Annotated in this window: 35 protein-coding genes and 1 pseudogene; 2 read left to right on the top strand and 34 right to left on the bottom strand. The window is 59.7% G+C overall.

Annotation, left to right across the window (positions count from 1 at the left end):
• Nucleotides 1-52: 52 nt before the first annotated feature.
• From ccsB to PQR42_RS29850, 3 genes are all read right to left on the bottom strand, one after another.
• Nucleotides 53-1,258: a c-type cytochrome biogenesis protein CcsB gene (gene ccsB / locus PQR42_RS29860; protein WP_408220338.1), complete on the bottom strand. Its 1,206-nt coding sequence runs from the start codon at nt 1,256-1,258 to the stop codon at nt 53-55.
• Between the two features lie 4 nt (nt 1,259-1,262).
• Nucleotides 1,263-3,485, bottom strand: a complete 2,223-nt coding sequence (locus PQR42_RS29855) for a cytochrome c biogenesis protein ResB (protein ID WP_408388704.1) — start codon at nt 3,483-3,485, stop codon at nt 1,263-1,265.
• Between the two features lie 117 nt (nt 3,486-3,602).
• Nucleotides 3,603-4,256, bottom strand: a complete 654-nt coding sequence (locus tag PQR42_RS29850; RefSeq protein WP_408220344.1) for a c-type cytochrome — start codon at nt 4,254-4,256, stop codon at nt 3,603-3,605.
• Between the two features lie 265 nt (nt 4,257-4,521).
• Between PQR42_RS29850 and yihA the strand changes: the two genes are divergently transcribed.
• Nucleotides 4,522-5,175, top strand: a complete 654-nt coding sequence (gene yihA / locus PQR42_RS29845; RefSeq protein ID WP_408388702.1) for a ribosome biogenesis GTP-binding protein YihA/YsxC — start codon at nt 4,522-4,524, stop codon at nt 5,173-5,175.
• A 252-nt stretch (nt 5,176-5,427) separates the two neighbouring features.
• Nucleotides 5,428-6,426, top strand: coding sequence for a porphobilinogen synthase (gene hemB, locus PQR42_RS29840; RefSeq protein ID WP_408220350.1), 999 nt, complete (start codon nt 5,428-5,430; stop codon nt 6,424-6,426).
• Nucleotides 6,427-6,579: 153 nt separating this feature from the next.
• Here the strand turns inward: hemB and PQR42_RS29835 are convergent.
• The 31 genes and pseudogenes from PQR42_RS29835 to rplC form a co-directional block, all read right to left on the bottom strand.
• A pseudogene (locus PQR42_RS29835) lies at nt 6,580-6,804 on the bottom strand (PDZ domain-containing protein); the annotation flags it as partial.
• Nucleotides 6,805-6,836: 32 nt separating this feature from the next.
• Complete coding sequence (dsbD, locus tag PQR42_RS29830; protein ID WP_408388700.1) at nt 6,837-8,714, bottom strand: protein-disulfide reductase DsbD; 1,878 nt, start codon at nt 8,712-8,714, stop codon at nt 6,837-6,839.
• Nucleotides 8,707-9,039 carry a divalent-cation tolerance protein CutA gene (gene cutA / locus PQR42_RS29825; RefSeq protein ID WP_408220356.1) on the bottom strand — a complete coding sequence of 111 codons (333 nt, stop codon included), beginning with the start codon at nt 9,037-9,039 and terminating at the stop codon, nt 8,707-8,709. The genes dsbD and cutA overlap by 8 nt, the downstream gene beginning before the upstream one ends.
• Before the next feature lie 171 nt (nt 9,040-9,210).
• Nucleotides 9,211-9,603 carry a 50S ribosomal protein L17 gene (gene rplQ, locus PQR42_RS29820; RefSeq protein WP_006052227.1) on the bottom strand — a complete coding sequence of 131 codons (393 nt, stop codon included), beginning with the start codon at nt 9,601-9,603 and terminating at the stop codon, nt 9,211-9,213.
• A gap of 158 nt (nt 9,604-9,761) precedes the next feature.
• Nucleotides 9,762-10,739, bottom strand: coding sequence for a DNA-directed RNA polymerase subunit alpha (locus tag PQR42_RS29815; protein ID WP_006052226.1), 978 nt, complete (start codon nt 10,737-10,739; stop codon nt 9,762-9,764).
• Between the two features lie 124 nt (nt 10,740-10,863).
• Nucleotides 10,864-11,487 carry a 30S ribosomal protein S4 gene (gene rpsD / locus PQR42_RS29810; protein ID WP_105511086.1) on the bottom strand — a complete coding sequence of 208 codons (624 nt, stop codon included), beginning with the start codon at nt 11,485-11,487 and terminating at the stop codon, nt 10,864-10,866.
• A 147-nt stretch (nt 11,488-11,634) separates the two neighbouring features.
• Nucleotides 11,635-12,039 (bottom strand): 30S ribosomal protein S11, encoded by a 405-nt coding sequence (gene rpsK / locus PQR42_RS29805; protein WP_006052224.1) that lies wholly within the window; start codon nt 12,037-12,039, stop codon nt 11,635-11,637.
• A 28-nt stretch (nt 12,040-12,067) separates the two neighbouring features.
• Nucleotides 12,068-12,433, bottom strand: coding sequence for a 30S ribosomal protein S13 (rpsM, locus tag PQR42_RS29800; protein WP_012434566.1), 366 nt, complete (start codon nt 12,431-12,433; stop codon nt 12,068-12,070).
• A gap of 41 nt (nt 12,434-12,474) precedes the next feature.
• Nucleotides 12,475-12,591, bottom strand: coding sequence for a 50S ribosomal protein L36 (gene rpmJ / locus PQR42_RS29795; protein ID WP_004199844.1), 117 nt, complete (start codon nt 12,589-12,591; stop codon nt 12,475-12,477).
• Nucleotides 12,592-12,611: 20 nt separating this feature from the next.
• A complete protein-coding gene (gene infA, locus PQR42_RS29790; protein ID WP_004521905.1) occupies nt 12,612-12,830 on the bottom strand; it encodes a translation initiation factor IF-1 in 219 nt (72 codons plus the stop codon).
• 8 nt (nt 12,831-12,838) lie between these two features.
• Nucleotides 12,839-14,185 (bottom strand): preprotein translocase subunit SecY, encoded by a 1,347-nt coding sequence (secY, locus tag PQR42_RS29785; RefSeq protein ID WP_091798353.1) that lies wholly within the window; start codon nt 14,183-14,185, stop codon nt 12,839-12,841.
• Nucleotides 14,186-14,231: 46 nt separating this feature from the next.
• Nucleotides 14,232-14,666: a 50S ribosomal protein L15 gene (gene rplO / locus PQR42_RS29780; protein ID WP_012434567.1), complete on the bottom strand. Its 435-nt coding sequence runs from the start codon at nt 14,664-14,666 to the stop codon at nt 14,232-14,234.
• Between the two features lie 29 nt (nt 14,667-14,695).
• Complete coding sequence (gene rpmD / locus PQR42_RS29775) at nt 14,696-14,878, bottom strand: 50S ribosomal protein L30 (RefSeq protein WP_007180126.1); 183 nt, start codon at nt 14,876-14,878, stop codon at nt 14,696-14,698.
• Nucleotides 14,879-14,888: 10 nt separating this feature from the next.
• Complete coding sequence (rpsE, locus tag PQR42_RS29770; RefSeq protein WP_006052219.1) at nt 14,889-15,407, bottom strand: 30S ribosomal protein S5; 519 nt, start codon at nt 15,405-15,407, stop codon at nt 14,889-14,891.
• A gap of 14 nt (nt 15,408-15,421) precedes the next feature.
• Nucleotides 15,422-15,787: a 50S ribosomal protein L18 gene (gene rplR / locus PQR42_RS29765; protein ID WP_006052218.1), complete on the bottom strand. Its 366-nt coding sequence runs from the start codon at nt 15,785-15,787 to the stop codon at nt 15,422-15,424.
• 12 nt (nt 15,788-15,799) lie between these two features.
• Nucleotides 15,800-16,330 carry a 50S ribosomal protein L6 gene (gene rplF, locus PQR42_RS29760; RefSeq protein WP_132376698.1) on the bottom strand — a complete coding sequence of 177 codons (531 nt, stop codon included), beginning with the start codon at nt 16,328-16,330 and terminating at the stop codon, nt 15,800-15,802.
• 18 nt (nt 16,331-16,348) lie between these two features.
• Nucleotides 16,349-16,744 carry a 30S ribosomal protein S8 gene (gene rpsH, locus PQR42_RS29755; RefSeq protein ID WP_006052216.1) on the bottom strand — a complete coding sequence of 132 codons (396 nt, stop codon included), beginning with the start codon at nt 16,742-16,744 and terminating at the stop codon, nt 16,349-16,351.
• Nucleotides 16,745-16,758: 14 nt separating this feature from the next.
• Nucleotides 16,759-17,064 carry a 30S ribosomal protein S14 gene (gene rpsN / locus PQR42_RS29750; protein WP_006052215.1) on the bottom strand — a complete coding sequence of 102 codons (306 nt, stop codon included), beginning with the start codon at nt 17,062-17,064 and terminating at the stop codon, nt 16,759-16,761.
• Nucleotides 17,065-17,071: 7 nt separating this feature from the next.
• Nucleotides 17,072-17,611: a 50S ribosomal protein L5 gene (gene rplE, locus PQR42_RS29745; RefSeq protein ID WP_006052214.1), complete on the bottom strand. Its 540-nt coding sequence runs from the start codon at nt 17,609-17,611 to the stop codon at nt 17,072-17,074.
• Between the two features lie 17 nt (nt 17,612-17,628).
• A complete protein-coding gene (rplX, locus tag PQR42_RS29740) occupies nt 17,629-17,937 on the bottom strand; it encodes a 50S ribosomal protein L24 (protein WP_020070584.1) in 309 nt (102 codons plus the stop codon).
• A 9-nt stretch (nt 17,938-17,946) separates the two neighbouring features.
• A complete protein-coding gene (rplN, locus tag PQR42_RS29735; protein WP_006052212.1) occupies nt 17,947-18,315 on the bottom strand; it encodes a 50S ribosomal protein L14 in 369 nt (122 codons plus the stop codon).
• Nucleotides 18,316-18,605: 290 nt separating this feature from the next.
• Nucleotides 18,606-18,878 (bottom strand): 30S ribosomal protein S17, encoded by a 273-nt coding sequence (gene rpsQ / locus PQR42_RS29730; protein ID WP_007180129.1) that lies wholly within the window; start codon nt 18,876-18,878, stop codon nt 18,606-18,608.
• The gene (gene rpmC, locus PQR42_RS29725; protein WP_007180130.1) at nt 18,875-19,069 is read right to left on the bottom strand and encodes a 50S ribosomal protein L29; all 195 of its coding nucleotides are present in this window, start codon (nt 19,067-19,069) and stop codon (nt 18,875-18,877) included. Before rpmC ends, rpsQ begins: the two co-directional genes overlap by 4 nt.
• Before the next feature lie 10 nt (nt 19,070-19,079).
• Nucleotides 19,080-19,496 carry a 50S ribosomal protein L16 gene (gene rplP, locus PQR42_RS29720; RefSeq protein ID WP_007180131.1) on the bottom strand — a complete coding sequence of 139 codons (417 nt, stop codon included), beginning with the start codon at nt 19,494-19,496 and terminating at the stop codon, nt 19,080-19,082.
• Between the two features lie 2 nt (nt 19,497-19,498).
• Nucleotides 19,499-20,305, bottom strand: coding sequence for a 30S ribosomal protein S3 (gene rpsC / locus PQR42_RS29715; RefSeq protein WP_408220360.1), 807 nt, complete (start codon nt 20,303-20,305; stop codon nt 19,499-19,501).
• Between the two features lie 11 nt (nt 20,306-20,316).
• On the bottom strand, nt 20,317-20,649 hold the full coding sequence (gene rplV / locus PQR42_RS29710) for a 50S ribosomal protein L22 (protein ID WP_007180133.1): 333 nt from the start codon (nt 20,647-20,649) through the stop codon (nt 20,317-20,319).
• A 7-nt stretch (nt 20,650-20,656) separates the two neighbouring features.
• On the bottom strand, nt 20,657-20,932 hold the full coding sequence (gene rpsS, locus PQR42_RS29705) for a 30S ribosomal protein S19 (protein ID WP_004199273.1): 276 nt from the start codon (nt 20,930-20,932) through the stop codon (nt 20,657-20,659).
• Nucleotides 20,933-20,942: 10 nt separating this feature from the next.
• Nucleotides 20,943-21,770: a 50S ribosomal protein L2 gene (gene rplB / locus PQR42_RS29700; RefSeq protein WP_408220362.1), complete on the bottom strand. Its 828-nt coding sequence runs from the start codon at nt 21,768-21,770 to the stop codon at nt 20,943-20,945.
• Nucleotides 21,771-21,772: 2 nt separating this feature from the next.
• Nucleotides 21,773-22,087, bottom strand: coding sequence for a 50S ribosomal protein L23 (gene rplW, locus PQR42_RS29695; protein WP_007180135.1), 315 nt, complete (start codon nt 22,085-22,087; stop codon nt 21,773-21,775).
• Nucleotides 22,084-22,704, bottom strand: a complete 621-nt coding sequence (gene rplD / locus PQR42_RS29690; RefSeq protein ID WP_007180136.1) for a 50S ribosomal protein L4 — start codon at nt 22,702-22,704, stop codon at nt 22,084-22,086. Before rplD ends, rplW begins: the two co-directional genes overlap by 4 nt.
• Nucleotides 22,704-23,363 (bottom strand): 50S ribosomal protein L3, encoded by a 660-nt coding sequence (gene rplC / locus PQR42_RS29685; RefSeq protein WP_007180137.1) that lies wholly within the window; start codon nt 23,361-23,363, stop codon nt 22,704-22,706. The genes rplD and rplC overlap by 1 nt, the downstream gene beginning before the upstream one ends.
• Between the last annotated feature and the right edge of the window lie 62 nt (nt 23,364-23,425).

Here is a 23,425-nt window from a genome sequence, read left to right as displayed (position 1 = left end):
ACCGCCGGTGCGAAGCACACGGCGGTTTTGAGTCGGTTCAGCGCGGCAGATCTTACAGCTTGCCGTAACTATGCAGGCCCGACAGGAACATGTTGACGCCGAGGAAGGCGAAGGTCGTCACCAGCAGGCCGGTCAGCGCCCACCATGCCGCCACCGCGCCGCGCAGGCCCTTCATCAGGCGCATGTGCAGCCACGCCGCATAGTTCAGCCAGACGATCAGCGCCCACGTTTCCTTCGGGTCCCAGCTCCAGTAGCCGCCCCAGGCTTCAGCGGCCCACAGCGCGCCGAGAATCGTCGCAATCGTGAAGAAGGCGAAACCCACGGCGATCGACTTGTACATCACGTCGTCGAGCACTTCGAGCGCCGGCAGCCGATCGGCCAGCACGCCACGCTCTTTCGCCAGATACGCGACCGCCACCATGGCCGACAACGCGAAGCTGCCATAGCCGATGAAGTTCGCCGGCACGTGAATCTTCATCCACCAGCTTTGCAGCGCCGGAACCAGCGGCTGGATCTGCTGCGCGTCGCGCGCCACCGAGTACCACATCAGGAAACCGACCGCGGCGCTGATCACCAGCAGCACGAATGCGCCGAGCGCACGGGTGTTGTAGTGCTGCTCGTAGTACAGATAGAACAGCGCGGTGATCAGGCTGAACAGCACGAACACTTCGTACAGGTTCGAGATAGGAATATGGCCGACGTCGGCGCCGATCAGATACGACTCGTACCAGCGCACCATCAGGCCGACGAAGCCCATCACCACTGCCGCCCACGTCATTTTCGAGCCGATCGCGGCGCCGGTCGGCGAGCGCGACAGCAGGCCGATCCAGTAGAACACCGTGGCGAACACGAAGAGCGCGCTCATCCACAGAATCGCGGACTGGCTGGAGAGGAAATACTTGAGGAAGAAGGCGTTATCCGCGCGGCTGAGATCGCCGTGGTAGATCTGGATGGCCAGCAGCGACAGCGCCGCGATGCCCACCATCAGCGGACGCACCGGTTTCCAGCGCCAGCCGAGCACCACGAAAACCGGCACGGCGCAGCAGAGCACCAGCTTGTCGTAGTAATTCATGAACGGGTGATAGCGCGACAGCGCGAACCCGGCGCCCGCGACCATCGCGAGAGCAAACAGCCAGTCGACAATGCCGAGCCGCTTCAGGAACGGCCGCTCGTCGTACTCGCCGATGTTGAGTGACTCGCCTACCAGCGCTTTTTGGGGCCGCGAGGAGGGAGATTGGGAAACCTGAGTCAAGTCCATGATCTTACCGGGTCGAATCTTGTGAGCTTGCGGACGGCGCGCCGGCGTTGCCGGATTGATTGGAGGCGCCGGCGGCGTCGGGTGCTTCAACGAGTTTGGCGCCCAGCGCGGCGCCTACCGCGTCGCGCGTCTGGACGAACTCTTTCTCGAAGTCGAGCGTCTTGCGCGCGCTCGACATCGCCATCACGACATTCGTGCCGTGCTCGGTGTCTTTGAGCCAGAACCAGAGGCGCCGTTCGCGGACGTAGAACATCGAAAAGATGCCCAACACGAGGAGCAGGCTGCCAAGATACACGACTTTTTTGCCCGGCGCGCGCGTCAACTGAAATACCGAAGCTTGCACCTGCTTGAATGAGTCAAGCTGTAAATAGACCGGCGATCCATACAAAAAGCTGTCGGATATCGCGTTGATCGAGCTTTGGATGAAGCGGCTGGCGTCCGCATTGGCCGTCGCCTCGGGCTCGCCGAGCTGCTGGCGGGACAACTGATACAGGTCCCACGTCGAGCCTTCCAGCATGCGCAACAGCAGGCCGGCGGCCTTTTCCTGTTCGCCCTTCGGCACGGAATGGTCGATAAACCCGGCAATAGCCTGGAAGCCGCCGACCGTCTGGCCGTTCGGCATCTTGATGCTGTTATCCGCGCCCGCAAAGAGGGTCAGCACCCGCAGCGCACTTTCTTCCAGATGCTGCTGCAGTTCGGCATTCGAACCAGGCACCGAGCGCAGCGCGAAACGGTGAGCCGCTGAAGCGCGCATGGCCGGATCTTCCAGCGTCGCACGCAGATTCATCCATTCCTTTACGGTGCCGCCACCGTCGGCGGGAATGCGCAGGTAGCGGAACGGATCGTCCGGATTCACGCGCATGCCGGCGAGGAACATCTTTTCACCGGACACGTCGACCGGGAGCATGTAGTTGTTGTATTCGCGCGCCTGGCCGTCCTTGTCGCGCACCTTGTATTGCACCGACGGGCCGACGTTGTGCAGATCGACCGGCTTCGAGGTCTTCGCGCCGGAGCCGAGGCGCTCGTCGAACGCTTCTTTCAGCGTGCGGTGCGCCGCGACGCCGCGGGCGTCGGTCTGGCCGCTGCCGTTCTGGATGTTTTCGACGTTGATCGCGCGGAAATCGGTGAATTCGACCGTCTGGCCGTCGGCCAGCGGCGAGGCCGTGTTCAACGGCGCATTGCCGCCGATCGTGCCGCCGAACGGCGCGGTCTTCGCGCTTGCGCCGCTCATCGGGTAGGCCGTCATCTGCATCTGCGAGCCGCCGTCCTGGAAGCTCGACTGATAAATCGACACGCCGTCGTAAGTGAACGGCTTGTTCACTTCGACCCGCGCCGGCACGCGCGCGCCGGTCTTGTGGTCGACCACCACGATGTCGCTCGCGAACAGCTTCGGCATGCCCGTCGAGTAGTAATCGACGATGAATTTGTTCAGCTCGATCGAGAACGGCAGGTCCTGGATCAGCGAGCCGTCGGGCTGGTTAAGGATCGCCGTGGACACATGCTGACCTTCCGGCACCCATGCGTAGCCGCGGAACGTCGGGTTGGATTGCGACAGGCGATGGTCCGGCGTGATGTCGTTGATCACCGTGTTGGCACGGATCGGCGACTTGTCGAACAGCCACATTTGCAGCTTGATCGGCAGATTGCTGTCGAGCAGGCCGCCGAGGCAGATCACCACGATCGCAAGGTGAGCGGAGATATAGCCGAACTTGGTCAGCGCGCCGCGCTTGGCGGCGATCAGGGTCGTGCCTTCGGACTCACGCGTGACGAACTTATAGCCGAGCTTCGCTGAAAGCTTGGCGAGCAACGCCGCAGTCTGCGCGCGGGAGCCATGCACCGCGAATTCGCCCTTGTGATGGAAGGCGCGCAGGCTGCCTTCGCGGACCTTGTCCTTCCAGCTCTTCGCGTCGGCGACCATTTTTGGCGCATTGCGGATCACGCACAGCGACACCGACACCATCAGGAAGCCGAGAATCAGCATGAACCACCACGAGCTGTACACCGTATACAGGCTCAGCGAGCGGAAGATATCCGCCCAGAACGGACCGAACTGATTGACGTAGTTGGGATACGGATCGTCCTGCGTGAGGACGGTGCCGATGATGCTGGCGATCGACAGAATCACGAGCAACGAAATGGCAAAACGCATCGAACTCAAGACTTCGACGACGCTGCGCGTAATGCGATTGCCCGACTTCGACTGCAAACCCGACGTGGTGACGCTCATTCATACTCCGACTGAACAGCAAAAAAGGGTGAAGGGCTGTCGTAGGCACGACGCCCTCACCCTTTTCTTGTTTTGTACCGGCCTCGCCGGGCCGGTTGCACTTGCGTGCGGACTTTGTTAATGCAAGCCCGCGATGTAATCGGCTACAGCCTTGATCTCGCTGTCCGACAGACGCGTTGCGATCGCATGCATCGCCTCGTTGTTGTTACGTGCGCCAGGACCTTGCGTGAACGCCAGCAACTGCGCCACCGTGTATTCCGCCCACTGTCCCGACAGCCGTGGATACTGCGACGGAATCCCTTGCCCGGTCGGCCCATGGCAGCTCGCGCATGCCGGTATGCCCTTGTCGGCAATCCCGCCGCGATAAATCTTCTGACCGAGCGGAACGGTGTCCTTGTTGTGTGCATAGCCCGGCTTCGGGGTCTGCGCCGCGAAATAGGCCGCGACGTTGACCATATCCTGATCGGACAGTGCCGCCGCCATGCCCGCCATGATCGCATTGTTGCGCGCTGGCTGCTTGGCGCCCGGCTGGGTCTTGAAGTCCTTGAGTTGCTTGACGAGATACTCAGGGTGCTGGCCCGCCAGCTTCGGATACGCGCCGCCGGCACTGTTGCCGTCTGCCCCGTGACATGACGCGCACACCTGCACCGCGATTGCCTGCCCCCGATTGACGTCCGGCTTTGCCGGTTCTGCTGCTCGTGCCTGAATTGCCAAACCTGAAAGACCTGCCGCTACATGAAGCACCATCAGAGTCTTGCTCAGTCGATTCATTCGCACACCCTGTCTCGTCTTGTGGGATTTTTAGAGCGCCCCCAAACCTGCCGCTTCGCGCCAGGCCCGGCGTTTTTCTTGAAGGTTTTGCAAAATACGACGGCGACCGAGTGACCGCCAGGAGCCGCCAAGGCACGTGGGCTGGCCCCCTCAGGTTTTCAGTAAACCATCGTATTGTACAATAACTCGCTAATCGCTAAGACGCCAGTCGGGCTTGACCCGTCCCCACTCCGGGTTCCCCGGCGTCTCGAATCCTGGCCTGATCATGTCCTTCCTGCTCCACCAATCCCGCTTTTTCACGACCGTCAATCACTTGCGTGATCTGCCGGCCACTTCGCAACCCGAGATCGCCTTTGCGGGACGCTCGAACGCGGGCAAGTCGACGGCCATCAATATTCTGTGCAATCAGAAGCGGTTGGCCTTCGCCAGTAAGACGCCGGGACGCACGCAGCATATCAATTACTTTTCGGTGGGCAAGGCGGACGAGCCGACCGCGCATCTGGTCGATCTGCCGGGTTACGGCTACGCGGAAGTGCCGGGCGCGGCCAAGGCGCACTGGGAAGCGCTGTTGTCCACTTATCTGCAAACGCGCTCGCAACTGCGCGGCATGATCCTCATGATGGACTCGCGCCGCCCGCTGACGGATCTGGACCGCCGCATGATCGAGTGGTTCGCGCCGACCGGCAAGCCGATTCACACGCTCCTGACCAAGTGCGACAAATTGACGCGACAGGAAAGCATCAACGCATTGCGCGCGACGCAGAAAGGTCTCGCTGAATATCGCAGCGCCGGCTACCAGGGTGAACTGACCGCGCAGCTGTTCTCGGCGCTCAAGCGCATCGGCATCGACGAAGCGCACGAGCTGATCGAAAGCTGGCTGATCCCCGACGCGAAGGGCGAAACGGACGCCGCTCAGTAAGCGGGGCAATCGCCGCCGGACAGCACAAAAAACGCCTTTCCGGCCGCCCATAAAAAAACCCGCCGCTTTAACGGCGGGTCAAACAGCCTAATCGAAAAAACGACAGGCACCCGCTCAGGGAGGAGAAGCGGGGAGGTCAGCGCAAGGCGCCTTGCTCGATCGGTATGATATACCATTGTCTCGAAAAGTTTCCGGCAGCGCTGGCAGGCGTTACTTGTCCACTCCTCACATCCACGTTTCTTCGGTTCGTTTATGAGCTTCTATCCGCACTACCGTCCGCGCCGCATGCGCCGCGACGACTTCTCGCGCCGTCTGATGCGGGAAAACATCCTCACCACCAACGATCTGATTTATCCGGTCTTTATCGTCGAAGGCACCAACGTACGGCAAGCCGTGCCGTCGATGCCGGGCGTCGAGCGCGTGTCGGTCGATCTGCTGATGGGCGTGGCCGAGCAATGCGTCGAACTGGGCGTGCCCGTGCTGTCGCTGTTTCCGGCGATCGAGCCGTCGCTGAAAACGCCCGATGGCCGTGAAGCGACCAACCCGGCCGGTTTGATTCCGCGCGCGGTTCGCGAACTCAAAAAGAACTTCCCCGGGCTGGGCGTGCTCACCGACGTGGCGCTCGATCCGTACACGAGCCATGGTCAGGACGGCGTGCTCGACGAAACCGGCTATGTGATCAACGACGAGACCGTCGAGATTCTGGTCGAACAGACACGTGCGCAGGCTGAAGCGGGTGTCGACATCGTCGCGCCTTCGGACATGATGGACGGCCGCATCGGCGCGATCCGCGAAATGCTCGAGAGCGAAGGCCTTATCCACACGCGCATCATGGCTTATGCGGCCAAGTTCGCGTCAGCGTTTTACGGCCCGTTCCGCGACGCCGTCGGTTCCGCGACGAACCTCGGCAAGAGCAACAAGATGACCTACCAGATGGACCCGGCCAATTCGAATGAAGCGCTGCGCGAAGTGCGAGCGGACATCGACGAAGGCGCGGACATGGTGATGGTCAAGCCCGGCATGCCGTATCTGGATATCGTGCGTCGAGTGAAGGACGAGTTCCAGTTCCCGACGTACGTGTATCAGGTGAGCGGTGAGTACGCCATGTTGAAGGCGGCCGCGCAGAATGGCTGGCTCGATCACGACAAGGCGATGATGGAATCGCTGCTGGCGTTCAAACGGGCGGGCGCGGACGGCGTGCTGACCTATTTCGCATTGGATGCCGCGCGGATTTTGCGTTCGCAGAAGTAATCAGATTCGCCGTCTTGTGGGGCGGCTCGGGCGTTGCAATGAACGGAGGACGACTTGTGGGTCGTGCCTCCGTTTTTTATTGGACTGCGGGCGTTTGGCGTTTGGCGCTTGACGCTTGCTCCACGCGCCCCGTTAGTTTTTGCGAAGCGGCGATCACGCCGCGGCTGGCTGCTCGCTAGTCCGCTCCACCGCGATTGCCTTGCGCTCCACAGTCAGCGCCAGACGCCGCGCTTCGCGCTCAATTCCCAGCTTCATGGAAGTCGCCGGCTGGCCTCGAGTCAGATCCGTGATCTGAGGGAGCGACATCTCGGCGGCCGACCGGCCGTCGATTGTGGTGATCCGGTCCTCGCGTTTCACGCCGGCGCGTTCGGCCGGCGTGCCGGGCGCCGCGACGGACCACCCGTTATCCGTTACGCCCCAGGGCCGCTCGCCCGATCCAGACTACGCAAAAATTTATCTGCTGACTCGTAGCCGACGACGCGCAGCACTTCCTTGCCACTCTGATCGAAAAAGATGATCCCCGGCGGACCGAACAGGCTAAAGCGCTTGAGCAGCATCTGATCGTCGACATTGTTGGCGGTCACGTCGGCGCGCAACAGATTCATCTGCCTCAATTTCGCCTGAACGCGCGGGTCGCTGAAGGTGAATTTCTCCATTTCCTTGCAGCTGACGCACCAGTCCGCGTAAAAATCGAGCATGGCGGGTTGTGCAGCCGTTTTGACGGCCTGGTCGAGTTCATTCGATGAGCGCACCGGGGCGAACGTCAAATCGCTCTGCGGCGCGCTGTCCGGCTTATTCGACGCGTTCGCGACGCCCGCTTCACCTCCACGCGCCGCGAGCACGGCAAGCGGGCGCAGCGGGTCGGAGGAGCCCGCCGCCAGCCCGACCAGCAGAACCGCCGCCCAGATGGCCAGCGCGGCGCCGATGCCTCGGCCAAGCCGGCGCCACACGGAAGCTTCCGCAGTGGGTGCCGAGAACAAGCCGAGGGAAGCCGCGGCGATCAGCAGCCAGAGCGCGCTCAGGAGCATCGTCGCAGTCGCGCCGAGCACGGGCCAGACGATCCACAACGCGGCCGCGAGCAACACCACGCCGAAGAACACCTTGACGCTGTCCATCCACGCGCCGGCACGCGGCAGCAGCGTGCCCGCGCCAAATCCGAGGATCAGCAGCGGCACACCCAGGCCCAGTCCCATCGAGAACAGCGCCGCACCGCCAAGCACCGCGTCGCCCGTATGCGCAATGAACGCCAGCACCGCGAAGAGCGGTGCGGTCATGCAGGCGCCGACCACCAAAGCGGACAGAGCGCCCATCACGGCAACGGCCGCAAACTTGCCCCCCGAACGCCCGGACGACGCGCGCGAGACGCCATCCTGCCAACGTTGCGGCAGCGCGATGTCGAAGCCTGCAATCAGCGTCAGCGCGAAAACGGCCAGCAGTACGCCAAATGCACCGAGCACCCACGGATTTTGCAGCCACGCGCCGAGACTCTGCCCGACCAGCGCAGCAGCGATGCCGAGCGCCGTGTACACGAGCGCCATGCCGATGACATAGGCCAGCGACAGTGCAAGCCCACGTGCACGCGTCACGCGCGCGCCTTCGCCGATGATGATCGCCGAGAGAATCGGAATCATCGGATAAGAACAGGGGAGCAGACTGAGCACGGCGCCAGCGACGAAGTAAAGTCCGACGATCGCGAAGAAACCGCCGCCTTGCAGCAGCGACTGCGCGTAGTCTGCGCTGGTGGCGCGGTCGTACCACGAGGTGCCCGTGGCAGCGGATTGCTGGGAGACTTCGGCTCCCGGGGCCGCCGCGCTGCCGGCAGGCTGCAGAGCCGCGCCGCTCACGTGGTAGACACGCTCCATCGGCGGATAACAGATGCCGGCATCGGCACAGCCTTGCGACGTCACAGCCAGATCGAACGGTCCGGCCGCCTGTTTAACGGGAATCCGGATCGTCAGTTCGTTCCGATACGTCTCGACGTTCTTGTTAAAGGTCTGATCGAACTTGACGTGACCAGCCGGCAATTGCGGCTCGCCGATCGTGGTCGCGCCGTTGCGCGTCGCGAAAGCGAAGCGCTCACGGTACATGTAGTAGCCGTCCGCAATTTTGTAGGTTACGTCGACTTCGCCGGGCTTCTCCGTCGCGCTGAATTTGAAGGCGACCGCAGGATCCAGAAAGTCGTCCGCCGCGCGGGCGAGCGTGCCGAACTGCGCGACGATCAGGCAACCAAGCAGGAAGAATACGGTGCGCAGCGCATTGCGCGCGCGCCGGTCGAGGCCGTTAAACATGAAGAGGACGTTGGGTTTCAGCAGTGATCCACTGGCCGTACGCGGCCGACGCCGTCGCTTGCCATGAGAGGATTTCTGGCGTGTCGTAGGGATGATGAGCCTGAATGTACTTCTCGAGTTCGAGCGCGCGTGCGGCGCTGGTCTTGAATAGCAACTGGATTTCCTGCGCTGTTTCGATCGCACCCTGCCAGTGGTAGCTCGACTGCACAGAACCTAGTTGCGTGACGCAGGCGCATAGCCGCGCGGCCAGAGTATCCGCGGCAAGCTTCTGAGCCACGGTCGCGTCGGGCACCGTCGTCAGAATCAAGGTCACATTCACGCTCACAGAAGGCTCCGGCGAAGGCACGATTCAGGTGCCGATATCGTATCACCTAGCCTTGTCCGACCGCTGACGGCTCCGCAGCGGCCATGCGGCAGATGGCCGCGGGCACCGTGTTCTGGCGCTATAAACAAAAACGCCAGGCTTGGCGCCTGGCTTTTTTCGATGCTGAGAAGCTTACTCAGCTTCTTGCACTTCAACTTCTTCAACTTCCGGACGGTCGAGCAGTTCGACGAGTGCCATCGGAGCGTTGTCGCCGACGCGGAAGCCAAACTTCAGGACGCGCAGGTAGCCGCCCGGACGGGTAGCGTAACGCGGGCCCAGAACTTCGAACAGCTTTGTGACCGAGTCACGATCGCGCAGGCGGTTGAATGCCAGACGACGATTTGCCAGCGACGGCTTCTTGCCGAGCGTGATCAGCGGCTCGACAACTTTACGGAGTTCTTTCGCCTTCGGCAGCGTGGTCTTGATGACTTCGTGCTCGATCAGCGAGTTGGACATATTACGGAGCATTGCCAGACGGTGACTGCTCGTGCGGTTCAGTTTCCGCAAACCATGACGGTGACGCATGTTAATTCCTTTGATTCAAAGTTTTGGTCCAGCTCTTCTATCGCGCTCAGTTCACCCGAGGGTGTGAGTGCACGGGCCGGTAGTGAAAAAAGACAAGACGCGGATTTTAAAGGAAAATCCGCGTCTTTGCCAGTGCAGCGGCGCGTTCTGTCCCGGGATTACTTGTCGAGACCGGCCGGCGGCCAGTTTTCGAGTTTCATACCAAGCGTCAAACCACGCGACGCCAGTACTTCCTTGATTTCGTTCAGCGACTTGCGGCCCAGATTCGGCGTCTTCAGCAGTTCGTTTTCCGTGCGCTGGATCAGGTCGCCGATGTAGTAAATGTTCTCGGCCTTAAGGCAGTTCGCGGAACGAACCGTCAGTTCGAGATCATCGACCGGACGCAGCAGGATCGGATCGATCTGCGGCGCACGCGACGGCGCTTCAGCCGTTGCTTCGGTGCCTTCCAGTGCAGCGAAGACCGACAGTTGATCGACCAGAATGCGCGCCGATTGACGGATCGCTTCTTCCGGCGAAATCACACCGTTGGTTTCGATGTTCATCACGAGCTTGTCGAGGTCGGTACGCTGTTCGACGCGAGCGCTCTCAACGGCGTAGCTCACGCGGCGAACCGGCGAGAACGACGCGTCCAGCACGATACGGCCGATGATCTTGGCCGACTCTTCGCCGTAACGACGCACATTGCCCGGCACATAGCCGCGGCCCTTTTCGACCTTGATCTGCACGTCGAGCTTGCCGCCTTTCGACAGATGCGCGATCACGTGATCCGGATTGATCACCTCGCAATCGTGCGCGAGTTCGATGTCGCCGGCGGTGACAACGCCTTCGCCTTCCTTGCGCAGCGTAACCGTCACTTCGTCACGGTTATGCAGCTTGAAGACCACGCCCTTCAGGTTCAACAACAGGTTGACCACATCCTCTTGCACACCGTCGAGCGTCGAATACTCATGTACGACGCCTGCGATCGTCACTTCGGTCGGCGCGTAGCCGATCATCGACGACAGCAGCACGCGCCGGAGCGCGTTACCCAAGGTGTGGCCGTAACCGCGTTCAAACGGTTCCATGACCACTTTCGCATGGCTCTCACCAAGCGATTCAACAGCGATGATCTTGGGCTTCAACAAACTGGTTTGCATAGGTTTTCCTTTTCAATACCCTCGGCTCGTTACACCGATAAGGCTGACCGGTAACAACCTGAAAATAAACAGCCGAGACGCCCCCTTGCTTAGCGCAATCGGGGTGCCCCGGCCGTTAATCCGATTACCGCGAATACAATTCGACGATCAGGCTTTCGTTGATATCGCCAGCGATGTCGCTGCGTTCCGGCTTCGACTTGAACGTGCCTTCGAACTTCTTCGAATCGACAGCGACCCAGCTCGGCAGACCGCCTTGCTCAGCCAGCGACAGCGCTTCGAGAATACGCGCCTGCTTCTTCTTTTGTTCGCGCACAGCAACGATGTCGCCGGCCTTCACTTGCATCGACGGGATGTTCGACACGACGCCGTTCACCGTGATCGCCTTGTGGCTCACCAGCTGACGCGCTTCAGCGCGCGTCGAACCGAAACCCATGCGATACACGACGTTATCCAGACGCGATTCGAGCAATTGCAGCAGGTTTTCACCCGTGTTGCCCTTCAGGCGGTCGGCTTCAGCGAAGTAACGGCGGAATTGACGCTCGAGGACACCGTAGATGCGCTTCACTTTTTGCTTTTCGCGCAGCTGCGTGCCGTAGTCGGACGTACGTGCGCCCGAGGTGCGGCCGTGTTGGCCGGGCTTGCTGTCAAGCTTGCACTTGTCAGCGAGCGAACGACGGGCGCTCTTCAGGAAAAGGTCAGTGCCTTCACGGCGGGAGAGCTTGGCCTTAGGGCCGATATAACGTGCCACGTTGATTCCTTCGTTGATTAGTCACGCGAATGCGTGCATCCGCGCTAGTCCGAGCCCTTTGGGTCGAACGGTGGGCTTAGTCAATTCAATAGCGCAAGCAGCCTGCCGCCGCGCTAGGCGGCAACAGGCGCAAGCAATACTAGCGTCTTAGATACGACGACGCTTCGGCGGACGGCAGCCGTTGTGCGGGACCGGGGTCACGTCGGAGATCGCGGTGATCTTGATGCCAAGACCATGCAACGCGCGCACCGCCGATTCACGGCCAGGACCGGGGCCCTTGATCCGCACTTCGAGGTTCTTCACGCCGTATTCCATCGCCACGCGGCCAGCCGATTCGGCTGCCACCTGGGCTGCAAACGGGGTCGATTTACGCGAACCCTTGAAGCCCTGACCACCCGACGTTGCCCAGGCAAGTGCATTGCCTTGACGATCGGTGATCGTGATGATGGTGTTGTTGAACGACGCGTGAACGTGAACCACGCCCTCGGCGACGTTCTTCTTGACCTTCTTGCGAACGCGTTGCGCCGCGGAGTTGTTCGAAGCCTTAGCCATTACGTTTTCCTGTAACTGTCAGTTCCGCTTACTTCTTCAGCGATTGCGCTGCACGACGCGGACCCTTGCGCGTACGGGCATTCGTACGCGTACGTTGGCCGCGCAGGGGCAAGCCCTTACGATGCCGAACGCCACGGTAGCAGCCGAGATCCATCAGGCGCTTGATGTTCATCGTCGTTTCACGACGCAAATCGCCTTCAACGATGAACTTGCCGACTTCTTCACGCAGCTTTTCGAGGTCTGCGTCGTTCAGGTCTTTGACCTTCTTCGAAAATGCCACACCAGCAGCGACGCAGATGTCGCGCGAGCGCGTGCGGCCGACACCGTAAATAGCCGTCAGGCCGATTTCGGTATGCTGGTGATTCGGGATGTTAACCCCTGCGATACGAGCCATTGTTTTTCCTCAAACAAAAAGCGCAGCAAAAAGCGCGGCGTTCAGCCTTGACGCTGTTTGTGGCGCGGATCAGAGCTGCAAATCACGCGCACAACGCCTTTGCGCTTGATGATCTTGCAATTGCGGCAAATGCGCTTAACCGATGCCATCACTTTCATGATATTACCCTTTTTTCAAATCACTTCGCCCGGAACACGATCCGCGCACGCGACAGATCGTAAGGCGTCAATTCAACCGTTACCTTGTCGCCCGGCAAGATTCGGATGTAGTGCATCCGCATCTTCCCGGATATGTGTCCCAATACGACATGGCCGTTTTCCAGCTTCACCCTGAAGGTAGCGTTAGGCAGGTTTTCGATGACTTCACCCTGCATCTGGATAACATCGTCTTTGGCCATAAGTCCTTTCAACGCATCGGGACGCCGCCGCCTTTGAAATTAGCTTTCTTCAGCAGCGATTCATACTGTTGCGACATAACGTACGACTGCACCTGCGCCATGAAATCCATTGTGACGACGACAATGATCAGCAGCGACGTTCCACCAAAATAAAACGGCACGTTCCAGCGCAGCACCAGAAACTCGGGCAGCAGACAAACAAACACGATGTAGATCGCACCGGCCAGCGTCAGACGCGTGAGGATGCGGTCGATGTATCGCGCCGTTTGATCGCCCGGGCGGATGCCTGGGACGAACGCGCCACTCTTTTTCAGGTTGTCGGCCGTCTCTCTGCTGTTGAACACCAACGCGGTGTAGAAGAAACAGAAGAAAACGATCGCCAACGCGTACAGCAACACGTACACGGGTTGACCGGGCTTGAGCGCTTCGGCCACGTTGTGCAACGTGTCTGCGAACCAGCTGGTACGCGACCCCGAACTAAACCAGTTCAGGATAGTTGCCGGGAAGAGAATGATCGACGATGCAAAGATCGGCGGAATCACGCCCGACATGTTCAACTTCAGCGGCAGATGCGAAGACTGTCCGCCGTAAATCTTGTTACCGACTTGCCGCTTCGCGTAGTTCACGAGAATCTTGCGCTGGCCGCGTTCAATGAACACCACCAGATACGTAACAGCAGCAATCAGCGCGACGACGATAATCGCGGATATCGGGCTCATCGAACCGGTTTGCACCAGTGAAACGAGGCCACCGATCGCATTCGGGAAACCCGCTGCAATCCCGCCGAAAATAATGATCGAGATACCGTTGCCAAGCCCACGCTCCGTGATCTGCTCACCCAGCCACATCAGGAACATCGTGCCGGTCACCAGCGTCACGACCGTCGTCAACCGAAAAACCATCCCCGGATCGATCACCAGGCCCGGCTGATTTTCCAACGCGACGGCAATGCCGAACGCCTGGAACGTCGCCAGCAGGACCGTGAAGATACGCGTGTACTGCGTAATCTTCCGCTGACCCGCCTGCCCTTCCTTTTTCAGCGCTTCGAGTTGCGGCGAGACAATTGCCAGCAACTGCATGATGATCGACGCCGAAATGTACGGCATGATCCCCAGCGCAAAAATCGTGAACCGCGATAGCGCGCCACCCGAGAACATGTTGAACATGCCAAGGATGCCGCCCGACTGACTTTGGAACAACTTTGCCAGTTGGTCCGGGTCAATACCCGGCACCGGAATATGCGCGCCGATACGGTAGACGATCAGCGCCAGCAGCAGGAACACTGCCCGCCGACGCAGATCGCCGAACTTCGCCGCGCCGCGACCGGGTTTTGCGAGACTCGGGCTGTTAGCCAAGTACCTTCTCCGATGCAAATGCTAGTGACGGCAAATAACTTGCGCGTTACTCGGCGAATGAGCCGCCAGCTGCTTCGATAGCAGCGCGCGCACCCTTCGTCGCACCCAGACCCTTCACAACGACCTTACGCTTCAACTCGCCGGTCTTGATGATCTTGGCGCTCGTGATCATCTCGCCAATCAGGCCGGCTTGTTTCAGAGCCAACAGATCGATCTCGTCGACCGGCAGCTTTTCCAGATCCGAGAGACGCACTTCACCGACGAATTCCTTCGTCAGCGAGGTGAAGCCACGCTTCGGCAGGCGACGTTGCAGCGGCATTTGACCGCCTTCGAAGCCAACCTTGTGAAAGCCGCCCGAACGTGACTTCTGACCCTTGTGACCGCGGCCAGCCGTCTTGCCCAGACCGGAGCCGATGCCACGGCCGACGCGACGCTTAGCGTGCTTCGAGCCTTCAGCCGGCTTCAGGTTATTCAATTCCATTATCAACTCCTTGAGTCCTGGTCAGCCGCTTAGCTGATGACCTTAACGAGGTACGAAACCTTGTTGATCATGCCGCGCACAGCCGGCGTGTCCTGCAACTCGCTAACCGAGTTGAGTCGGCGCAGGCCCAAGCCACGCACCGTTGCACGGTGCGTTTCACGGGTGCCGATCAGGCTCTTGACGAGCTGGACCTTGACAGTTTTATCAGACATGGTGTCCACCTTAGCCCAGAATATCTTCGACGGACTTGCCGCGCTTCGCCGCGATGTCGCCCGGCGTGGACTGCTTGCGCAGACCGTCGAGCGTTGCACGAACGAGGTTGTACGGGTTCGTCGAACCGTGGCTCTTGGCCACAACGTTCTGCACGCCCATCACGTCGAACACTGCGCGCATCGGACCACCGGCGATCACACCGGTACCGTCCTTCGCCGGAGCGAGGAGGACCATCGATGCGCCGTGCTTACCGTGCACTTCGTGTTGCAGGGTGCCGTTCTTGAGCGGCACCTTGAACATGTTGCGGCGAGCCTGTTCCATCGCCTTCTGAACAGCGACCGGCACTTCCTTCGCCTTGCCCTTGCCCATACCGACGCGGCCATCACCGTCGCCAACCACGGTCAGCGCGGCGAAACCGAGAATCCGGCCACCCTTCACGACCTTGGTCACGCGGTTGACCGAAATCATCTTTTCGCGCAGGCCGTCGTCGCGTTCGTCAGCCTGAACTTTCGCTTGCATCTTTGCCATGACGAATTCTTCCCTTAGAACTTGAGTCCGGCTTCGCGCGCCGCATCAGCCAGCGCTTTCACGCGGCCGTGGTAACGGAAACCCGAACGGTCGAAGGCGACGGATTCGATGCCGGCAGCCTTAGCCTTTTCTGCGATGCGCTTACCGATCAGGGTAGCGGCAGCGACGTTGCCGCCCTTGCCGGTCTGATCAGCCAGTTGCGCACGCACTTCGGCCTCGAGCGTCGACGCGCTGGCGAGCACCTTGGTGCCGCACGGCGAGAACACTTGCGCATAGATGTGCGTGTTCGTGCGATGCACGGCGAGACGCGCGACCTGCAGCTCAGCGATCTTGATACGCGTCTGACGAGCGCGGCGCAGGCGAGATTGAGTCTTATCCATGATTGCGCACCCTTACTTCTTCTTCGTTTCTTTGAGGATCACAACCTCATTGGCGTAACGCACACCCTTGCCCTTGTAGGGCTCCGGCGGGCGATAGCCGCGCACTTCTGCAGCGACCTGGCCAACTTGTTGCTTATTGATCCCCTTGATCACGATTTCGGTTTGCGTCGGGGTTTCAGCCTTGACGCCTTCCGGCATCTGGTGCACCACGGGGTGCGAGAAACCCAGCGACAGGTTCAGCTTGTCGCCTTGCGCCTGTGCGCGGTAACCAACGCCAACCAGCGTCAGCTTGCGCTCGAAACCCTTCGTCACGCCGTTCACCATGTTCGCAACCAGTGCGCGCATCGTGCCCGACATCGCATTCGCTTCGCGGCTTTCGTCAACCGGCTCGAACTTCAGCGTGCCGTTGTCGTTCACCACCTTCACGAGGCTGTTAGCAGCCTGCGAAATCGTACCCAGCGGGCCCTTGACGGTAATGCGATCGTCGCTCAGGGCCACTTCTGCGCCTTGCAGCGCGACCGGGCTTTTACCTACTCGAGACATGTTTCTCTCCTTTCGGCCTTAAGCGACGTAGCAGATGACTTCGCCGCCAACGCCCGTTGCGCGCGCCTTGCGGTCCGTCATCACGCCCTTCGGCGTCGACACGATTGCCACGCCGAGGCCATTCATGACCACAGGGATGTCGTTACGGCCGCGGTACACACGCAGACCAGGCTTCGAGACGCGTTCAATGCGCTCGATGACCGGACGGCCAGCGTAGTACTTCAACACGATGTTCAATTCAGACTTCGCACCTTCGGACTTCACTGCGAAATCATCGATATAGCCTTCGTCCTTCAGGACCTGCGCAATCGCAACCTTGACTTTCGACGAGGGCATAGTCACCGAGACTTTCTCAACCATCTGCGCATTGCGGATGCGAGTCAGCATATCGGCGATAGGATCACTCATGCTCATTTACGTTTCTCCTATTACCAGCTCGCCTTGGTCAGGCCAGGGATCTCGCCGCGGAACGCGATTTCGCGAATCTTGTTACGCGCCAGCCCGAATTTACGGAACGTGCCACGCGGGCGACCGGTAATTGCGCAACGGTTGCGCTTACGGGTCGGGTTAGAGTTGCGCGGCAGTTGTTGCAGTTCCAGACGTGCTGCGTAATGCTCTTCGTCCGACTTGCTCATATCGCCAATGATCGCTTTCAGCTCAGCACGCTTGGGAGCGTACTTAGCGGCCAGGCGAGCACGCTTCTTTTCACGTTCGATCAGTGCCAGTTTAGCCACGGTAACCTCAGTTTCTGAACGGGAACTTGAAGCTGGCGAGCAGAGCCTTTGCTTCGTCGTCGGTCTTCGCAGTCGTCGTGATGCTGATGTTCAGCCCACGCAGTGCGTCGATCTTGTCGTAGTCGATTTCGGGGAAAATGATCTGCTCTTTCACACCGATGTTGTAGTTGCCGCGACCATCGAACGCACGACCCGACACGCCACGGAAGTCACGCACACGGGGGAGCGCGACCGTCACGAAACGGTCCAGAAATTCGTACATTGCCTGACCACGCAACGTGACCATTGCACCGATCGGATAGCCTTGACGGATCTTGAAGCCAGCGATCGCCTTGCGTGCCTTCGTGATCACCGGCTTCTGGCCTGCGATCTTCGTCAGGTCGCCAACGGCGTTTTCGATGATCTTCTTGTCAGCAACCGCTTCGCCAAGGCCCATGTTCAGGGTGATCTTGGTGATGCGCGGCACTTCCATCACGGACTTGTAACCGAACTTCTCGATGAGGCCGGGTACAACCTTCTCTTTGTAAAACTCTTGCAAACGAGCCATTTTTTTACTCCGCAGCGTCAGGCGCTCAGCTCGGCACCGGTCGTCTTAAGGAAACGGACTTTCTTGTCTCCTTCGACCTTGATGCCTACACGCGACGCCTTGCCATTCGCGTCGACCAATGCGACGTTCGAAATTTGCAGCGGCATCGTCTTGGCTTCCACACCGCCCGTCGTACCCTTCATCGGGTTCGGCTTGACGTGTTTCTTGACGAGGTTGATACCCTCGACAGTCACTTTGCCTTCGCCAACGGACAGCACGACGCCGCGCTTGCCTTTATCTTTGCCGGTGATGACGATAACTTCGTCACCTTTGCGAATCTTGTTCATCGCGACTCCTTACAGCACTTCAGGTGCCAACGAAACGATCTTCATGAATCGTTCGCTGCGCAACTCGCGCGTGACAGGCCCGAAAATACGGGTGCCAATAGGTTCGAGCTTGGCATTCAACAACACAGCGGCATTGCCATCGAACTTGATCAGCGAGCCGTCTTGACGACGAACGCCCTTGGCGGTGCGAACCACCACGGCGTTATAAATTTCGCCTTTCTTCACGCGCCCGCGCGGCGTTGCTTCTTTGACGGTCACCTTGATGATGTCGCCAATGCTGGCATAACGACGCTTCGAGCCGCCGAGCACCTTGATGCACATGACTTCACGCGCACCCGTGTTGTCGGCCACTTCAAGCCGAGTTTCGGTCTGGATCATGGTTTATCTTTCCCAACTTAATCCGGTCACACCACCATGGCGTACCCGGTCAGTCTTGGTCCCGTCAGCCAATCGGCTGCTTGGGTATGAACAGCAGCGACGGCAAACGAAACCCGCCATCGCAATCCGGTGAATCCTACGGAACAGACTGGCGCCTGAACCGCTTCCCCCACCAACTTCGCCCGCGACGGGGCTCCCATAAAAGAGGGAAGACCGAGATTATAACAAATAATCTCGGTCTTGCAAGCGAAACTTACTGCGATTTCAATTACTTCTACAACTTTGCGGCGTCAGATGACGCGAGCAGCCTCGACCAGGCGAGCCACAACCCAAGCTTTCGTCTTCGAAATCGGACGCGTTTCCTGGATTTCAACGAGGTCGCCCTCGTTGTACGTGTTCGCATCGTCATGCGCGTGGTACTTCTTCGAACGCACAACGTACTTGCCGTAGATCGGGTGCTTCACGCGGTGCTCAACCAGCACGGTGACCGTCTTGTCCATCTTGTTGCTGACGACCTTGCCGACCAGCGTCCGCTTGAGCGAGGTTTTTACGCTATCGTTCATTTCTGGTTCGCCTTCTCAGTCAGGACGGTCCGCACACGTGCGATGTCGCGACGAACCTTCTTCAGCTGGCTCGTGTTCGTGAGCTGCTGGGTCGCGAGTTGCATGCGCAGGCCGAATTGCGCCTTCAACAGGTCCGACAGCTCCTTGTTGAGCGCGGCCTGATCTTTCTGGTGAAGTTCGGAAGCCTTCATCATTTGCTCCTTAGGCGCCGAGCTGACGCACGATAAACGTCGTCTTGAGCGGCAGCTTAGCTGCAGCCAGACGGAACGCTTCGCGTGCCAGCTCTTCGGTTACGCCGTCCATTTCGTACAGCATCTTGCCCGGTTGAATCTCTGCGACGTAGTACTCAGGGTTACCCTTACCGTTACCCATACGTACTTCAGCCGGCTTGTGCGAGATCGGCTTGTCCGGGAAGATGCGGATCCAGATGCGGCCACCACGCTTGATGTGACGCGTCATTGCACGACGTGCCGCTTCAATCTGGCGCGCGGTCAAACGACCACGACCGATAGCCTTCAGGCCGAACTCACCGAACGACACCGCGTTGCCGCGGGTAGCGATACCGGTGTTACGACCCTTCTGCTCTTTGCGATACTTTCTGCGTTTCGGTTGCAGCATCGTTATTCTCCAGTCTTCCCGCCGTCGCCGGCACCGCCAGTACGACGAGGAGCGCCACGGCGTGCACCTGCCGGGCCACCACCTTCACCATCGCGACGCGGACGGCGATCGCCACCCGGACGTGCGTTGCGGCGCGGACGCTTTTCTTCGGCGACTTCTTCAACCACCGGAGCGTCGTTGCGGCCGAGCGTGTCGCCCTTGTAGACCCACACCTTCACGCCGATGATGCCGTACGTCGTCTTCGCTTCCGAAGTTGCGTAGTCGATATCAGCACGCAGCGTATGAAGCGGCACGCGACCTTCGCGATACCATTCCGTACGAGCAATTTCGATACCGTTCAGGCGGCCAGCGCTCATGATCTTGATGCCTTGAGCACCCAGACGCATTGCGTTTTGCATCGCACGCTTCATCGCGCGGCGGAACATAATCCGGCGCTCGAGCTGTTGCGTGATCGAATCCGCGATCAGTTGCGCATCGGTTTCCGGCTTGCGGATTTCTTCGATGTTGACGTGGACCGGAACGCCCATGCGGCGTTGCAGTTCCGACTTCAGCAGTTCGATATCCTCACCCTTCTTACCGATGACCACACCCGGACGCGAGCTATAAATCGTGATGCGCGCGTTTTTCGCCGGACGCTCGATAACGACGCGACCAACCGAAGCGTTCTTCAGCTTCTTCTTCAGGTATTCACGAACACCGATGTCTTCCTGCAACATCGCCGCGAAATTGTTGTTGTTCGCGTACCAACGCGACGCCCAATTGCGGCTGACGGCCAAACGGAAGCCAGTCGGATGAATTTTCTGTCCCATCGTATGACCCCTTAATTCCCGACCGTCACAGTGATGTGACAGGATTGCTTCTCGATGCGGTTACCGCGGCCTTTAGCGCGCGCGGTAAAACGCTTGAGCGACGCAGCCTTGTCGATGTAGATGCTCGTGATCTTGAGCTCATCGATATCGGCGCCTTCGTTATGCTCCGCATTCGCGATCGCCGACAGCACGACCTTTTTCACGATTCCCGCAGCCTTCTTCGGCGAGAACGTCAGAACGTTCAGCGCCTTGTCGACCGGCAAACCGCGGATCTGGTCAGCCACAAGGCGCGTTTTCTGCGCCGAGATGCGGGCACCGCGATGAATTGCTTTCACTTCCATCATGAGCCCCTTATTTCTTAGCCTTCTTGTCGGCTGCGTGACCCTTGAACGTACGGGTCAATGCAAACTCGCCAAGCTTGTGGCCGACCATGTTTTCCGAGATGTACACCGGAACGTGTTGACGGCCGTTATGAACGGCGATCGTCAGACCGATGAAATCCGGGAGGATCGTCGAACGGCGCGACCAGGTTTTGATCGGCTTCTTATCCCGCGAAGCTGCTGCCGCCTCAACTTTCTTCAGCAAATGGGCGTCGCAGAACGGACCTTTTTTTACAGAACGTGCCATTGCCTACTCCTTAACGCTTGTGACGGCGCTGGACGATCATGCTCGTCGTGCGCTTGTTGCTGCGGGTGCGATAACCCTTAGCAGGCGTGCCCCACGGGCTCACCGGATCGCGACCTGCAGCCGTCTTGCCTTCACCACCACCGTGCGGGTGATCGACCGGGTTCATTGCAACGCCGCGCACCGTCGGGCGGATACCGCGCCAGCGGTTTGCGCCAGCCTTACCGATTTGACGGAGGCTATGCTCTTCGTTGCCAACTTCACCAATCGTCGCGCGGCACTCAATGTGAACGCGGCGGATTTCACCCGAGCGCAGGCGGACCTGTGCGTAGATGCCTTCACGAGCCAGCAACATCGCCGACGTACCAGCCGAACGCGCCATTTGCGCGCCCTTGCCCGGCAGCATTTCGATGCAGTGGATCGTCGTACCGACCGGAATGTTGCGGATCGGCAGTGTGTTGCCTGCGCGGATCGGCGCTTCCGAACCCGACATCAGTTGCTGACCGACGGTGATACCCTTCGGAGCGATGATGTAGCGGCGTTCGCCGTCTGCGTACAGAACCAGTGCGATGTTCGCGCTACGGTTCGGATCGTACTCAAGACGTTCGACCTTGGCCGGAATGCCATCCTTCGTGCGACGGAAATCGACGACACGATAGTGATGCTTGTGACCACCGCCCTTATGACGGGTGGTGATGTGACCGTTGTTGTTACGGCCGGCAGTCGTGGATTGCGCGTCGAGCAGCGGTGCGTACGGCTTGCCCTTATGCAGATCCTTGTTGACCACCTTGACCATCGCACGGCGGCCCGGCGAAGTCGGCTTAACTTTAACGATTGCCATGATTACTTGGCCTCCGCTTCAAAGTTGATTTCCTGGCCGGGCTTCAGGCAGACGTACGCCTTCTTCACGTCCTTGCGCTTGCCCATGAAGCGACCAAAGCGCTTGGCTTTGCCCTTCGAGACCAGCACGTTGACGGAATTGACTTCCACCTTGAACAGCAGCTCGACTGCAGCCTTCACTTCCTGCTTCGTGGCATCGGGCGCGACTTCGAACACGACTTGCTCGTTCTTGTCGGCCACCAGCGTCGCCTTTTCGGAGATCACCGGCGCGAGCAGGACCTGCATCAAACGATGATCGTTCTTGCGAATCTCGCTCATGACAGCAACTCCTCGATCTGGGCGACCGCAGCCTTCGTGATCAGGATCTTCTTGAAGTAGATCAGCGACAGCGGGTCGGCGTAACGCGGCTCGACAACTGCCACATGGGCCAGGTTGCGCGACGCGAGGTACAGGTTTTCGTCAACCGTGTCGGTAATCACCAGCACGGAGTCGAGACCCATCGCCTTGAATTTTTCGGCCAGCAGCTTCGTCTTCGGCGCTTCGAGCGTCAGCTCGTCGACCACCGAGATGCGGCCTTCGCGGGCCAGCTGCGAGAAGATCGAGCAGAGACCTGCGCGATGCATCTTCTTGTTGACCTTGTGCGAAAAGTTTTCTTCCGGCGAATTCGGGAAGATACGGCCACCGCCGCGCCACAGCGGGCTCGACGACATACCGGCACGAGCGCGGCCCGTACCCTTCTGACGCCACGGCTTCTTGGTCGTGTGCTTGACTTGCTCACGATCCTTCTGCGCGCGGTTGCCGCTACGGGCATTCGCTTGATACGCCACTACCACTTGGTGAATCAGGGCTTCGTTGTAATCGCGGCCGAACACGACGTCCGACGCGCTAACGCCTGCACCTTCCTGACCATTGGCATTCAGGAGCTTAAGTTCCATTATTTCGCTCCTTTCACGGCACGCGTCTTCACGGCCGGCGTAACGAATACCTTGCCACCCTTCGCACCCGGAACGGCGCCCTTGACCAGCAACAGCTTGCGGTCAGCGTCGATACGAGCGATTTCGAGGTTTTGCACCGTTACCGTGTCGTCACCCATGTGACCGGTCATGCGCTTACCCGGGAAAACACGACCCGGATCCTGCGCCATACCGATCGAACCCGGCACGTTGTGCGAGCGCGAGTTGCCGTGCGATGCACGGCCGGATGCGAAGTTGTAACGCTTAATGGTACCGGCGTAGCCCTTACCGATCGACACGCCTTGCACGTCGACCTTCTGGCCTACTTCGAACAGGTCGGGACCGACCACGGTGCCGTTCGACAACTCGGCAGCCTTCGCAGCATCGATCTGGAATTCTTTGAGGATTTCACCGGCTTGAACACCGGCTTTGGCGAGATGACCGGCCAACGGCTTCGTCACGCGCGATGCACGGCGCGTACCGAATGCAACCTGCACGGCCGTGTAGCCGTCGGTTTCAACAGTCTTGATCTGCGTCACGCGGTTGTCGGACACGTCCAGCACGGTAACGGGAATCGAATCCCCTTCTGCCGTGAAGATACGGGTCATGCCAACCTTGCGACCTACGAGTCCAAGGCTCATCGTTTTCTCCATTCCCGACTGCGATTGGTCGGGGCTAATTTACAAAATGCCGGTGCCGTTTC

Origin of the sequence: Paraburkholderia sediminicola (assembly GCF_046027355.1) — a bacterium.
In the GTDB taxonomy this organism is placed as follows: Bacteria; Pseudomonadota; Gammaproteobacteria; order Burkholderiales; family Burkholderiaceae; genus Paraburkholderia; species Paraburkholderia sediminicola_B.
This window is presented reverse-complemented; position numbering and strand designations above follow the sequence as displayed.